Source organism: Streptomyces sp. 35G-GA-8 (genome assembly GCF_023534745.1).
GTDB lineage: Bacteria > Actinomycetota > Actinomycetes > Streptomycetales > Streptomycetaceae > Streptomyces.
Window position 1 is genome coordinate 299,951 of sequence record NZ_JAMHJQ010000007.1, and the last position, 13,994, is coordinate 313,944.

10 protein-coding genes are annotated in these 13,994 nt (G+C 71.3%); 3 read left to right on the forward strand and 7 right to left on the reverse strand.

Going from position 1 to position 13,994, the window contains the following annotated elements; all coding sequences use genetic code 11:
* Nucleotides 1–122: 122 nt before the first annotated feature.
* Complete coding sequence (locus tag M1203_RS18170; protein WP_249950778.1) at nt 123–1,778, forward strand: alkaline phosphatase; 1,656 nt, start codon at nt 123–125, stop codon at nt 1,776–1,778.
* 62 nt (nt 1,779–1,840) lie between these two features.
* Here M1203_RS18170 and M1203_RS18175 read toward each other — a convergent pair whose 3' ends face one another.
* Nucleotides 1,841–2,410 (reverse strand): dienelactone hydrolase family protein, encoded by a 570-nt coding sequence (locus M1203_RS18175; protein ID WP_249950779.1) that lies wholly within the window; start codon nt 2,408–2,410, stop codon nt 1,841–1,843.
* Nucleotides 2,411–2,453: 43 nt separating this feature from the next.
* Between M1203_RS18175 and M1203_RS18180 the strand changes: the two genes are divergently transcribed.
* The gene (locus tag M1203_RS18180) at nt 2,454–3,641 is read left to right on the forward strand and encodes a mechanosensitive ion channel family protein (protein ID WP_249950934.1); all 1,188 of its coding nucleotides are present in this window, start codon (nt 2,454–2,456) and stop codon (nt 3,639–3,641) included.
* Nucleotides 3,642–3,698: 57 nt separating this feature from the next.
* Here M1203_RS18180 and M1203_RS18185 read toward each other — a convergent pair whose 3' ends face one another.
* From M1203_RS18185 to M1203_RS18205, 5 genes are all read right to left on the reverse strand, one after another.
* Nucleotides 3,699–5,285 (reverse strand): Na+/H+ antiporter, encoded by a 1,587-nt coding sequence (locus M1203_RS18185; protein WP_249950780.1) that lies wholly within the window; start codon nt 5,283–5,285, stop codon nt 3,699–3,701.
* Nucleotides 5,286–5,412: 127 nt separating this feature from the next.
* Complete coding sequence (locus tag M1203_RS18190; protein WP_249950781.1) at nt 5,413–5,907, reverse strand: GNAT family N-acetyltransferase; 495 nt, start codon at nt 5,905–5,907, stop codon at nt 5,413–5,415.
* Nucleotides 5,904–6,845 (reverse strand): RluA family pseudouridine synthase, encoded by a 942-nt coding sequence (locus M1203_RS18195; protein WP_249950782.1) that lies wholly within the window; start codon nt 6,843–6,845, stop codon nt 5,904–5,906. The genes M1203_RS18190 and M1203_RS18195 overlap by 4 nt, the downstream gene beginning before the upstream one ends.
* Nucleotides 6,846–6,915: 70 nt before the next feature.
* Complete coding sequence (gene lspA / locus M1203_RS18200) at nt 6,916–7,476, reverse strand: signal peptidase II (protein ID WP_249950783.1); 561 nt, start codon at nt 7,474–7,476, stop codon at nt 6,916–6,918.
* Nucleotides 7,477–7,538: 62 nt separating this feature from the next.
* Nucleotides 7,539–8,408, reverse strand: a complete 870-nt coding sequence (locus M1203_RS18205) for a TraR/DksA C4-type zinc finger protein (protein WP_249950784.1) — start codon at nt 8,406–8,408, stop codon at nt 7,539–7,541.
* Between the two features lie 568 nt (nt 8,409–8,976).
* Between M1203_RS18205 and ileS the strand changes: the two genes are divergently transcribed.
* Complete coding sequence (gene ileS, locus M1203_RS18210; protein WP_249950935.1) at nt 8,977–12,126, forward strand: isoleucine--tRNA ligase; 3,150 nt, start codon at nt 8,977–8,979, stop codon at nt 12,124–12,126.
* 632 nt (nt 12,127–12,758) lie between these two features.
* On the opposite strand, the gene M1203_RS18215 is transcribed toward ileS, so the two are convergent.
* Nucleotides 12,759–13,979 carry a DivIVA domain-containing protein gene (locus M1203_RS18215; RefSeq protein ID WP_249950785.1) on the reverse strand — a complete coding sequence of 407 codons (1,221 nt, stop codon included), beginning with the start codon at nt 13,977–13,979 and terminating at the stop codon, nt 12,759–12,761.
* Nucleotides 13,980–13,994 lie beyond the last annotated feature (15 nt).

A 13,994-nucleotide genomic window follows, 5' to 3' on the forward strand; every position in this document is an offset into this window, starting at 1 on the left:
CCCCCGGTCCGGAGGCGCGAACCCTCCGGGCCGTGACCGCCGGGCAGCCGGTGTTCGACGGGCAGGCGAATTTTCCCGATTCGCCTGCCCCGTCGCCGTACCGGTCAGTAATCTGATCGTCCGTGACCAGTCTCCCGGCTCCTTCGCCGCGTCGCCGCACGGTCGTCAAGGCCGCTGCCGCCACCGCCACCGCCGCCGCTCTCGCCGCCCCGGTCGTTCTCGGCGGCACCACCACCGCCTCCGCCGCCGAGGCGCCCGCCTTCCTCCACGGTGTCGCCTCCGGCGATCCGCTCCCCGACGGTGTCCTGCTGTGGACCCGCGTCACCCCCGCGCCCGACGCCGTACCCGGCTCGGGCAGGGGAGCGGACACCGAAGTGCTCTGGGAGGTCGCCGAGGACGAGCGGTTCACGTCCGTCGTCGCCCGGGGCACCACCACCGCGCGCGCCGCGTCGGACCATACGGTCAAGGTCGATGTAAGGGGTCTGCGCCAGGCGGCCGTTCATTACTTCCGGTTCACCGCGGGCGGCACCGTCTCCCCCGTCGGCCGTACGCGTACGACGTCCGCGCCCGACACCGCCGCTCCCGGTGTGCGCTTCGGCGTGGTCTCCTGTGCCAACTGGGAGGCCGGTTACTTCTCCGCGTACCGGCATCTGGCCACCCGCCCCGACCTCGACGCCGTCCTCCATCTCGGCGACTACCTCTACGAGTACGCGACCGGCGGCTTCCCGGGGACGGACGGTGTCGTACGGCAGCACGAACCGACCCACGAGATCATCAGCCTCGCCGACTACCGCGCGCGGCACGGCCGCTACAAATCCGATGCCGACCTGCGGGCGCTGCACGCCGCCCACCCCGTGATCGCCATCTGGGACGACCACGAGTTCGCCAATGACGCCTGGTCGGGCGGCGCGGAGAACCACACGCCCGGCACGGAGGGCGCCTGGGCCGACCGGGCGGCGGCTGCCAGGCAGGCGTACTTCGAGTGGATGCCCGTCCGCGCCTCCACCGAGGGCACCGTCTACCGCAGGCTGCGCTTCGGCGCGCTCGCCGACCTCCATCTGCTGGATCTGCGGTCGTTCCGCTCCCAGCAGACGACGATCGGCGACGGCGCGGTGGACGATCCGGACCGTACGATCACCGGCCGCGCCCAGCTCGACTGGCTGAAGGCGGGTCTGGCGGGATCGGACGCCGCCTGGCAGCTGGTCGGCACGTCAGTGATGATCTCGCCGGTCGCCTTCGGCTCGCTGCCCGCCCATCTGCTGGGCCCGATAGCCGAGTTGCTTGGCCTGCCCAAGGAAGGTCTCGCCATCAATGTCGACCAGTGGGACGGGTATACGGACGACCGCAAGGAACTGCTCGCGCATCTGACCGGGCGCGGGATCCGGAACACGGTCTTCCTGACCGGTGACATCCATATGGCGTGGGCCAACGATGTGCCGGTCACGGCGGCCACGTATCCGCTCTCCCGCTCCGCCGCCACGGAGTTCGTGGTCACCTCGGTCACCTCCGACAACCTGGACGACCTGCTGCATGTGCCGGCGGGGACGCTCTCGGTGGTCGCGTCCGCCGCGGTCAGGGCCGCCAACCGCCATGTGAAGTGGGTGGACATGGACCACCACGGCTATGGCGTGCTCGATGTCACGACCGAGCGTACGCAGATGGATTACTACACGATCTCCGACCGGACCGATCCGGCCGCCACCACCGCCTGGGCCCGCTCGTATCGCACGGCGTCGGGCTCACAGCGGGTGGAACGGGCCGATCAGCCCGTCCGCTGACCGGCGCGCGGGCCGCGGAGCTCGCGCGCCGCAGCGCTCCCCGGCCCGCCGCCGCGCGAATCTCAGAGCGAGTCGATGAAGGCGAGGCCGGTCCGCCAGGTCTCCTCGGCGGCCGACTCGTCGTAGTCCGGCAGATCGGGGTCGGTATAGAGATGCCCTGCCCCCGGGTAGCGGTAGATCTCCACATCGGCCCCGGCCTGCCGCATCCTCAGATACCAGGCGGTCAGCCAGTCGTGCGGCTCGAACGGGTCCGGGTCCGCGACATGCAGTTGTACGGGCAGATCGTCCACGGACGCGTTCTCCGCGATGTCGGACGTACCGTGCATCAGCAGCAGCCCGCGCGCCTTGGTGTCGCCGAGCGCCAGCGTCTGCGCGATCGAGCCGCCGAGCGAGAAACCCGCGTACACCAGACCGCGATCCGAATACGGCGCGGCGGCCAGCACCGCGCGGCGCAGCAGTTCGTCCTTGCCGATCTTGTCCTTCAGGGCCCTGCCCTCCTCCACAGAGGCCGCGGTTTGGCCCTCGAAGAGGTCGGGCACGCGCACCTGGTGTCCGGCGGCACGCAGCCGGTCCGCGGCGGCGTGCACGGCAGGGCGCAGACCGTGGACGGAATGGAAGAGCATGATGTCCATCAGGACATCCTGCCAGCCCGTATCGGAACCCGACGAGGGAGCCATGGAGAACGTACTGCGCCCACTTCTCGTGCTCGGCGGCTCGGTGCTGCTGACGCTCGCGCTCGGCTGGGTCGTCGATCTGGTGCTGCGCCGCGCGGACGCCCGGCACTCCGAGACCCCGCTGTGGGGGCTGCTGCGGCGCTGCCGGCTGCCGCTCCAGGTGGTCGTGCTCACGGCGCTGCTGCGCGGTACCTTCCGGGAGACCCGGTGGCGGATCATCGAGAGCCACCACGACGGGATCGGCCGGGCGCTCTCACTGGTGCTCATCGGCGCCGGTGCCTGGCTGGTGGTGGGGGTCGTCTCGGCGGCGGTGGAGTCCACGTACGCCCGGTACGCGGCCTCGACCCGGGACGCGGCCCGCCTGCGCCGGGTCCGTACACAGGTGACGCTGATCATGCGGATCGTCACGGCCGTCGTCGTGGTGGTCGCGGTGGCGGCGATCCTGCTCACCTTCCCCGACATGCGTGCGGTCGGCACCTCGATCCTGGCCTCCGCGGGCATCATCGGCATCGTCGCCGGTGTGGCCGCGCAGTCCACGCTCGGCAATCTCTTCGCGGGCTTCCAGATCGCGTTCGGGGACATGGTGCGGATCGGCGACACGGTGGTGGTGGACGGCGAGTGGGGCGTGGTCGAGGAGGTCACGCTCACCTTCCTCGCCGTACGGACCTGGGACGAGCGGCGCATCACGATGCCGGTGTCGTACTTCACCAGCAAGCCCTTCGAGAACTGGTCGCGCGGCGGGGTCCAGATGACCGGCACCGTCTTCTTCCAGCTGGATCACTCGGCGCCGATGGGGCCGATGCGCGAGAAGCTGCACGAGATCCTGCTGGCCTGCCCGGCCTGGGACGGCAGGGCCTGGAACCTGGCGGTCACCGACACCGCGACGACCACGATGGAGGTGCGCGCGGTGGTCACGGCCAAGGACGCGGACGACATCTGGACGGTGCGCTGCGCGGTACGCGAGGAGATGATCGGCTGGCTGGTGGAGAACCATCCGTACGCGCTGCCCAGGATCTCGACGGATCTCGCCCACGGACTTCTTCCGCGCGGCCGGAGCCCGCTGCCCGCGGAGCGGACCGAGCGCGACGAGCGTGATACCGGCGAGCGGCGGGACCGCGAGTCCTCCGGGAACAACGAGGACGCCGAGAACACGGAGGACACGGACCGTCCCCGCACGGGCCGCGCCTGAGACCACGCCCCCGGCTCAGCGGCGGCGGCTCAGCGGTATCGGCTCAGCGGCGCCGGCTCAGCGCATGCTGCGCACGTCCAGATGGCGCAGGACACGGTCCACGATCTCGGGGTCCGAGCCCGGCTCGTTGCGGGCCGACAGCACCTCGTGACGGGCCGCCGACATCATCTCGCGCTGAATGCGCTGGACGGTCTTCACGCGCTCCACCCGCTTGGTGAACCACTCACGCCGCTCGTCATCGATCAGATCGGGGCTGATCCGCACACCGATGTCACCGGCGCCCCGCTGGAGCCGTTCGCTGACCTCCTCCGGCAGGTCCTCGACATCCTCGATCTCCCTGAGCCGGCGCTTGGCCGCCTTGGCGGCGCGGATCGCGAGCGAGTGCTCCAGCTCGCGTTCCGCGTCCGCGTCCGCCCGTACGCCGAGCTTCCGCACCAGCCAGGGCAGGGTCAGGCCCTGGAAGACCAGCGTCGCCATGATGACCGCGAACGCGATGAAGATGATCTCCTCGCGGCCGGGGAACGGCTCGCCGCTGTCGGTCTTCAGCGGGATCGCCAGCGCCAGGGCGACCGAGGCCACCCCGCGCATCCCGGCCCACCACATGATCACGGTCTCGCGCCAGCTGGTCGGGATCTCCTCGTCGTAGTCCCGGAGTTTGTGCATCCGCTTGGCCAGCCAGGTCGCGGGCAGCAGCCACAGCAGCCGTACGAACACGACGACCCCGATGATCGCCGCGCCCCAGCCCAGCATTTCGTACGCGTGGCCGCCGGCCGCGCCGAAGGCGTTGTGGAGCTCCAGCCCGATCAGCCCGAAGGCGACCCCGGTCACCAGGGTGTCGACGACCTGCCAGAAGGAGTTGCCGGCCAGCCGCCCCATCACGTCGTCGGCGTCCGCCGTGTGCGTGGCGAGGAAGAGCGCGGTGGTCAGGACGGCGAGCACACCCGAGCCGTGCAGCTCCTCGGCCAGCACATAGCTGACGAACGGCACCAGCAGCGAGAGCCCGATCTGGAGTGTCGCGTCACCGAGCACCGACATCAGCTTGTTGGAGATCCAGCCGAGCACGAGCCCCACCGCCACGGCGACCACCGCCGACAGAACGAGCGAGCCGGCCGCGCCCGGCCAGGAGAACGTTCCGCTGACGACCGCGGCGATCGCCACGTGGTAGAGGACGATCGCGGTGACATCGTTGAACAGCCCCTCGCCCTCCAGGATCGAGACCAGCCGCCGGGGCAGTCCGAGGGAGCCCGCGACGGCGGTCGCGGCCACCGGGTCGGGCGGGGCGACGAGCGCCCCGAGCGCGACCGCGGCGGCGATCGGCAGTCCGGGCACGATGGAGTTGGCCACCACCGCGACGGCCGCCGTCGTGACGAAGACCAGCGCGACCGCGAGCAGCAGGATAGGACGCACATTCGCCGCGAACTGCCGCCAGGAGGTGCGTTGCACGGCGGCGTACAGCAGCGGCGGCAAGAGAAGCGGAAGGATAAACTCCGGCGGCACGTGCACATTCGGTACGAACGGCAGCAGGGCCAGGACGATCCCCACCAGGGTCATCAGCACCGGCGAGGGCAGCCCCAGCCGCTCCCCGAGCGGCACCGTGACCACCGCACCCAGCAACAGCACGAGCAGCAGCGCCAACTGGTCCACGGTGGGCCCTCCCGTGATCGAAAGCCTGACGGCAGACATCGGTGATCAGGGGCTCCACCCTGTCACGCACGCTGTCCGGATCTCCCCAGGGGGTGGCTGAAAAACGCTACGGAGGCGACCCCGCCCGCTAGGCCAGCCTCTGGAGCGTCCGGCGCATCGACCGGTGGGCGATGCCCGCGTCCTGGAACTCGGGGCCGTACGCCGCGTATCCCAGCCGCTCGTAGAAGCCCAGCGCGTGCGACTGCGCGTGCAGGTCCACCACCGTGAGGCCGCGCTCGCGGGCCGCTTCCTCGACGGCCCGTACCAGCGCCACGCCGATACCGAGCCCCCGGGCCGACGCGACGACCGCCAGCCGTCCCAGCGAACCGACGGACGGGTCCCCGCCGGTGCGGTCGGCGGCCTCGGGCCCGTACAGCAGCCGAGCGGTGCCCAGCGGTGTCCCGTCCTCGCGGAGGGCGAGCAGGTGGAGCGCCCGCTCGTCACGGCCGTCGTACTCGATGTCCTCGGCGACCCGCTGCTCGACGACGAAGACCTCCTTGCGGACCGCGAAGCACGCCTCGATGTCCGCCGGTCCGGTCGCGATCCGCACGAGGAAGCCGGAGCCGTCGCCGCCCGGGGTCATATGTTGCTCTCCGCCCTGACCTTGTCCAGCGCGCTCTGGAGATCGTCGGGGTAGCCGCTGGAGTACTCCACCCACCGCCCGTCCGACGGGTGCTCGAAGCCGAGCCGTACGGCGTGCAGCCACTGCCGGGTCAGCCCCAGCCGCTTGGCCAGCGTCGGATCGGCGCCATAGGTCAGATCGCCCACGCACGGATGGCGGTGGGCGGACATGTGCACCCGGATCTGGTGCGTACGGCCCGTCTCCAGCTTGATGTCGAGCAGCGAGGCCGACCGGAACGCCTCGATCAGGTCGTAGTGCGTCACCGACGGCTTGCCCTCGGCGGTGACCGCCCACTTGTAGTCGTGGTTCGGGTGGCGGCCGATGGGGGCGTCGATGGTGCCGCTCATCGGGTCGGGATGGCCCTGCACCAGCGCGTGGTAGCGCTTGTCGACGACCCGCTCCTTGAACTGCGCCTTGAGCAGGGTGTACGCGCGCTCCGACTTGGCCACCACCATCAGCCCGGAGGTGCCGACGTCCAGCCGGTGCACGATGCCCTGCCGCTCGGCCGCCCCCGAGGTGGAGATGCGGTAGCCGGCGGCGGCCAGACCGCCGATGACGGTCGTACCGCTCCAGCCGGGGCTGGGGTGCGCGGCGACACCGACCGGCTTGACGATCACCACGATGTCGTCGTCGTCGTGCACGATCTCCATGCCCTCGACGGGCTCGGCCACGATCTGCACGGGGACGGCGGCCCCCGGCATCTCGACCTCCAGCCAGGCCCCGCCGTTCACCCGCTCGGACTTCCCGACGACGGAGCCGTCGACCTGTACCTTCCCGGAGGCGGCCAGCTCGGCCGCCTTCGTACGGGAGAACCCGAACATACGGGCGATGGCGGCGTCGACGCGCTCGCCCTCCAGGCCATCGGGCACGGGCAGCGTTCTGATCTCGGGAAAGCTCACCTGTCGAGTATGCCTTGTCGTCACAAGGCACCGGACCGCACAAGGCACCGGACCGCGCGCCCGGGGACCCTCAGTCCTTGTGAACGGTCCCGTCGGGGTCGAGGCCACGGAACGACAGCAGCACGATGAGGATGCCCCCGCAGACGATCGCGGAGTCGGCGAGGTTGAAGACCGCGAAGTGCGCGGGCGCGATGAAGTCGACCACGGCGCCCTGGAAGACCCCCGGCGCACGGAAGATCCGGTCGGTGAGATTGCCCAGCGCGCCACCGAGCAGCAGCCCCAGCGCGATCGCCCAGGGCAGGCTGTAGAGCTTGCGGGCCAGCCGCGCGATCACCACGATCACCGCCGCCGCGATACACGTGAAGATCACCGTGAACGCCTCGCCGATACCGAAGGCGGCGCCCGGGTTCCTGATCGCCTCGAACTTCAGCAGCTCGCCGATCACCTCGATCGGCTCGTGGTGCTCCAGCTTGGCCACCACGAGCATCTTGCTGCCGAGGTCCAGCAGATAAGCCACCACGGCGACGGCGAAGAGCGCGGCGATCCTGCGCTTCCCTCTGGGCCGCTCGGCGGCAGCCGCGGCCTCGTCGTCAACCTCCGGCGTACCGATGCTGCGCTCCGCCTCTGCCACGTAAGTTCCTCAACCCTCTAGGTACCTGACTGAGGACGAGCGTACGGCACACCTGTACGCGTTCAGCCTCGACGTTCCTGTTTCTGCTTGTCCTCGACACAGAGTGTGGCCCGGGGGAACGCCTGCATCCTGGCCTTGCCGATCGGCTTTCCGCAGATCTCGCAGAGCCCGTACGTCCCGGCGTCGAGCCGCTGGAGCGCGCGCTCGGTCTGCTCCAGCATCTCGCGGGCGTTGGCGGCGAGCGACATCTCGTGCTCCCGCGTGATGTTCTTCGTGCCGGTGTCCGCGTCGTCGTCACCGGCGCCGTCCCCGGAGTCCCGCATCAGCCCGGCCAGCGCGGTCTCGGACGAGGTGATCTCGGCGCGCAGTCTGGCCGCCTCGCTCTCCAGCACGGCGCGGGCCGCCGCGACCTCCTCCGGCGTCCAGGGATCCTCGCCCGGCCGTACGGCCAGCTCCTCCGGGGATGTGGCGGTGGCGCGCGCGACGGGCACCGCCGTCGCGGCCCCCGATCCACGCCGACCGGCCGCCGTACCCCCGCCGTCCGCGGTCTTCTTCGCTCCCACCGTGCTGGCTCCCGTCTGTTCCGCGGCCTGGGCCGCCCCCTCGGCCGCGGACGCGGCCTTCTTCGCGGTCTCATCGGCGGACGCCCGGCCGGGCGCCGCCTTCTTGGCCGCGGACTTCCTCGCGGCCGACTTCTTCGCCGGTGCCTTCTTGGCCGCCTTCTTCGCCGCGGACTTCTTCGCCGGTGCTCTCTTGGCCGCCGCTTTCGTGGCCGGTGTCTTCTTGGCCGGTGCTTTCTTGGCCGCCGTCTTCTTGGCCGGTGTCGTCTTCGCCGCCGACTTCGCTGTGGCCTTCGCCGTGGTCCTGGCCGCGCCCTCGGTCGCCGGTTTCGCCACGGTCGTCTTCTTCGCGGCGGTCTTCTTCGCCACCATGGCCGCGGCCCCTTCACATAGGGTGATCTTGCTCGCGAATCGTGCTGGGACGATAAATCGACCCCAGCCGCGCGGCAACGGGGCACGCCGCCGGATCGACCCTCCCCACGTCCGCGACAAGACCAGCCTGCATCCGTTGTGCCCAGCTCGCCGCCCGGTAATCCGCCGGGGGCCCGCGGCCGAGCCTCCGGGGCCGGTATAACCATTCGGGTCATACGCTCGGCCGTACGGCGCTCCCCCCGAAAACCGGTCGGCCGCGCTCCGCCCGGCCCCGTACACTGGGGCGAGCGAGAGGCGTGGATGGGGACGAGTAGCGTCGTACGCGGCCATGAGCGACCCGGGGACGGTGAGAGCCCGGGGGCAGAGCGCGAGGTGAAGCATCACCCCGGAGCCGCCGGAAGAAAGCCCCGGTCCCACCGGAGCGAGTAGAACCGGCAGCGCGACCCCAATGAGGGGGCCGCGGGCGGCGCACGCCCGGGGCCAAGGAGGGTGGTACCGCGGGAGCGCTGCTCTCGTCCCTCCGACGGAGATGCCGCAGTTCCGCCGGAGGAAGCGCCCCATGACACCAGTGACCCCGCCCCAGTACCGCCAGGTGCCCGCCCAGGTCGACCTGCCCGCGCTGGAGCACGCCGTGCTCGATTTCTGGCGCGAGAGCAAGGTCTTCGACAAGAGCCTCGAACAGTCCGAGGGCCGCCCCGAGTGGGTCTTCTACGAGGGCCCGCCCACCGCCAACGGCATGCCAGGCGCGCACCACATCGAGGCCCGTGTCTTCAAGGACGTCTTCCCGCGCTTTCGCACCATGCGCGGCTACCACGTCGCCCGCAAGGCCGGCTGGGACTGTCACGGCCTGCCCGTGGAGCTGGCCGTCGAGAAGGAGCTGGGCTTCACCGGCAAGAAGGACATCGAGGCGTACGGCATCGCGGAGTTCAACGCCAAGTGCCGCGAGTCCGTCACCCGGCACACCGACGCCTTCGCCGAGCTGACGACCCGCATGGGGTACTGGGTCGATCTGGACGACGCGTACCGCACGATGGACCCGGAGTACATCGAGTCCGTCTGGTGGTCGCTGAAGGAGATCTTCAACAAGGGCCTGCTGGTCCAGGACTACCGCGTCGCGCCCTGGTGTCCGCGCGACCAGACGGGCCTGTCCGACCATGAGCTGGCCCAGGGATACGAGACGGTCGTCGACCCCTCCGTCTTCGTACGCTTCCCGCTCACCTCGGGCCCCCTCGCGGGCGAGGCGGCGCTGCTGGTCTGGACGACCACCCCCTGGACCCTGGTCTCCAACACCGCCGTCGCCGCGCACCCCGACGTCAGCTATGTCGTCGCGACGAACGGCGAGGAGAAGCTCGTCATCGCCCGGCCGCTGCTGGAGAAGGCGCTCGGCGAGGGATGGGAGACCACCGGCGAGTCGTTCACCGGCCGCGAGATGGAGCGCTGGACCTACGACCGCCCCTTCGCGCTGATCGACTTCCCTGAGGGCACCGAGGCGCACTACGTCGTCAACGCCGAGTACGTCACGACCGAGGACGGTACGGGTCTGGTCCACCAGTCCCCGGCCTTCGGCGAGGACGACCTCAAGGTCTGCCGCGCGTACGGCCTCCCGGTCGTGAACCCGGTCCGCCCCGACGGCACCTTCGAGGAGAGCGTCCCGCTGGTCGGCGGGGTCTTCTTCAAGAAGGCGGACGAAGCGCTCACCGAGGACCTGCGCGCGCGGGGGCTGTTGCTGCGCCATGTGCCCTACGAGCACAGCTACCCGCACTGCTGGCGCTGCCACACCGCGCTCCTCTACTACGCGCAGCCGTCCTGGTACATCCGCACGACGGCGATCAAGGACCGACTGCTGGCGGAGAACGAGGGGACCAACTGGTTCCCGGACTCGGTCAAGCACGGCCGGTACGGGGACTGGCTGAACAACAACGTCGACTGGGCGCTGTCCCGTAACCGCTACTGGGGCACCCCGCTGCCCATCTGGCGCTGTGCGGACAACCATCTGACGTGCGTGGGCTCGCGCGCGGAGCTGAGCGAGCTGACGGGCACCGACCAGTCGGCGCTGGACCCGCACCGCCCGTTCATCGACGCGGTCACCTTCGGCTGCCCCACCGACGGCTGTTCGCTGGAGGCCGTCCGGGTCCCGGAGGTCATCGACGCCTGGTACGACTCGGGTTCGATGCCGTTCGCGCAGTGGGGCTACCCGTACAAGAACAAGGACCTCTTCGAGAAGCGCTACCCGGCGCAGTTCATCTCGGAGGCGATCGACCAGACGCGCGGCTGGTTCTACACGCTGATGGCCGTCGGCACGCTGGTCTTCGACAAGTCGTCGTACGAGAACGTGGTCTGCCTCGGCCATATCCTCGCCGAGGACGGCCGCAAGATGTCCAAGCACCTGGGCAATATCCTCCAGCCGATCCCGCTGATGGACCAGCACGGCGCGGACGCGGTCCGCTGGTTCATGGCGGCCGGCGGCTCCCCGTGGGCGGCCCGCCGCGTCGGCAACGGCACAATCCAGGAGGTCGTCCGCAAGACGCTGCTCACGTACTGGAACACGGTCGCCTTCCAGGCCCTGTACGCGCGCACCTCCAACTGGGCGCCGAGCGAGGCCGATCCGGCGCCGGCCGACCGCCCGCTGCTCGACCGCTGGCTGCTGAGCGAACTGCACGCGCTGGTCGACCAGACCACCCAGGCCATGGAGGCGTACGACACCCAGCGCACCGGCAAGCTGCTCTCGGCGTTCGTCGACGATCTCTCCAACTGGTACGTACGCCGCTCGCGCCGCCGCTTCTGGGGGGGCGACAAGGCGGCGCTGCGGACACTGCACGAGGTGGTCGAGACGGTCACGCGGCTGATGGCCCCGCTGACCCCGTTCATCACCGAGCGGGTCTGGCAGGACATGATCGTGCCGGTGACGGCCGAGGCCGAGGAGTCGGTCCATCTGACGAGTTGGCCGGAGGCCGACCTCACGGCGATCGATCCGACGCTCTCGCGGCAGATGACGCTCGTACGCAGGCTGGTCGAGCTGGGCCGCGCGACGCGCGCCGAGTCGGGCGTGAAGACCCGCCAGCCGCTGTCCCGCGCGCTGATCGCGGCGACGGGCTTCGAGGACCTCTCCGCCGAGCTGCGCGCCCAGATCACCGAGGAGCTGAACGTCTCCGCGCTGGCGACGCTCTCCGAGGTGGGCGGCTCGCTGGTCGACACCACGGCCAAGGCGAACTTCCGCGCGCTGGGCAAGCGCTTCGGCAAGGGCGTCCAGGCGGTGGCCAAGGCCGTCGCCGAGGCGGACGCGGCGGCCCTCTCCGCCGCCCTGCGCGACGGTACGGCCACGGTGACCGTGGACGGCGAGCCGATCCCGCTCGCCCCCGACGAGGTGATCATCACGGAGACCCCGCGCGAGGGCTGGTCGGTCGCCTCGGACTCCGGCGCGACGGTCGCCCTGGACCTGGAGATCACCCCGGAACTGCGCCTCGCGGGCCTGGCCCGTGACGCGATCCGCCTCATCCAGGAGGCCCGCAAGAACAGCGGCCTCGACGTGGCGGACCGCATCGCGGTCCGCTGGACGGCGTCGTCCCCGGCCACCACGGAGGCCCTGACGGCCCACGCCCCGCTGATCGCCGAGGAAGTCCTGGCGGCGGACTTCGCCACGGGCGAGGCGGACGAGGCGTACGGCACGGCCTTCACGGACGAGGGCCTGTCCCTCACGTTCCACCTGCGCAAGATCTGACACACCCCTCGGCACGGCCCGGCCCGGAACCCCCGGGCCGGGCCGGACCGGTGCCCCAACGCCAGGCCCGCACGACAGGAGCGCGGAAGCCGCCCAGCCGTCCGCACCGCGCCGGCCACCACCTCCGCCGCCCCCTGCGCCGCAAAGCCCGCGCCCCCACAGGACCCCGCCCCGGCCATCCCCACCCCCACCGGACCGGTGGCACCGAGGCCCGGGGCAGCGCCCCGAACCGCGCCGGCCACCGCCTCCGCCGGACCCCTGCACCGCACAGCTCGCGCACCCACAGGACCCCGCCCCGCCATCCCCACACCCACCGGAACGGTGAGCACCGGGGCCCGGGGCAGCGCCCCGAACCGCACCGGCCACCGCCTCCGCCGGACCCCGCGTCGCAAAGCCCGCGCCCGCACAGGACCCCGCCCCGCCATCCCACCGGAACGGTGGCACCGGGGCCCGGGGCAGCGCCCCGGTTTCGGGAAGGGGCGGGCCAGGGGACAGCCCCGCGCAGCGCCCCGACCCCGCACCCGCACCCGCACCCGCACCCGCACACAAAAAGGGCTGGGCCCGAGGTAAAAACCCCGGGCCCAGCCCCCAGCCTGCCGACGGCTACGCGCTGCTCACGCGCACGCCGCCCCTCAGTTGTCGTCCTCGTCGATCAGAAAGCCCCGCATCGGCGACGGCGCCTGCTGCATCGGCTGCGGCGCCTGCGGCCGCACCGGTGCCATCGGCTGGGTCATCGCCGGCGACATCTGCTGCTGACCGCCGTACGACGGGCCCGGCGAGGGCGTGTGGCCACCCATGGAACCGCCCATGGACGGGTTGCCGCCCATGCTGTGTCCCATCGCGCCCGCACCGGCCGGAGCCATGGACGGCGACGGCGGCAGCGACGCGGTGGCCGGAGTCCTCGGCGGGGCCAGCGAGTCGTCGGCCTGGGTCTCCAGCTGACGCAGCTGGCTCTCCAGGTAGGACTTCAGCCGCGTACGGTACTCGCGCTCGAAGCCGCGCAGGTCCTCGACCTTGCGCTCCAGCGTCGCGCGCGCGGACTCCAGGGAGCCCATCGCCACGCGGTGCTTCTCCTGCGCGTCCCGCTCCAGCGCGTCCGCCTTGGCGCGTGCGTCCCGCTCCAGACCCTCGGCACGGCTGCGCGCCTCGCCGACGATCTTGTTGGCCTCGGAGCGCGCCTCGGCGATCGCCTGGTCGGCGGTCTGCTGGGCGAGGGAGAGAACCCGCGCCGCGCTGTCGCCGCCGGGGCCCTGACCGGGCTGTCCCATCTGCGGGCCGTGGCCGCCCATGGGGCCGCCCATCGGTCCACCCATGGGGCCGCCCTGCTGCATCGGGCCACCCTGGCCCATCGGACCGCCCTGCATGGGGCCACCCTGCATGGGACCGCCCTGCATCGGACCGCCCTGCATGGGGCCGCCCTGCTGCATGGGACCGCCCTGACCCATCGGACCGGGGCCGTGCTGGCCCCGCGGGTCATGACCGCCCGGACCGGGGCCATGGCCGTGACCGCTCGGACCCGCGGGCAGCTGCGGAGCACCACCGGGCAGCTGGGGCGGACCCATCTGCGGGGGCTGCTGCTGCTGCGGCGGTCCGGATATGGCGGCGGGTACCGGGGCACCCGGCCGTTCCTGCTGTTCAGGAGGCTTCCGCATACCCTGCTGCTGTTGGTTCTGCGCGGCGGCACGCGTAGCGGCGGCCAGCTTGGCGCGCAGGTCCTCGTTCTCGCGGAGCAAGCGGGTCAGTTCCGCCTCGACCTCGTCGAGAAAGGCATCGACCTCGTCCTCGTCGTAGCCTTCTCGGAGGCGGACGGTCGTGAACTGCTTGTTCCGCACGTCCTCAGGGGTCAACGGCATCTCTACTTCACCTCT

What these genes read in the sequence shown, in the direction of transcription:
- M1203_RS18180 (WP_249950934.1), top strand. Translation starts at nt 2,454, where the DNA reads ATGGAGAACGTACTGCGCCCACTTCTCGTGCTCGGCGGCTCGGTGCTG.
- M1203_RS18205 (WP_249950784.1), bottom strand. Translation starts at nt 8,408, where the DNA reads ATGGTGGCGAAGAAGACCGCCGCGAAGAAGACGACCGTGGCGAAACCG.
- M1203_RS18175 (WP_249950779.1), bottom strand. Translation starts at nt 2,410, where the DNA reads ATGGACATCATGCTCTTCCATTCCGTCCACGGTCTGCGCCCTGCCGTG.
- M1203_RS18190 (WP_249950781.1), bottom strand. Translation starts at nt 5,907, where the DNA reads ATGACCCCGGGCGGCGACGGCTCCGGCTTCCTCGTGCGGATCGCGACC.
- M1203_RS18215 (WP_249950785.1), bottom strand. Translation starts at nt 13,979, where the DNA reads ATGCCGTTGACCCCTGAGGACGTGCGGAACAAGCAGTTCACGACCGTC.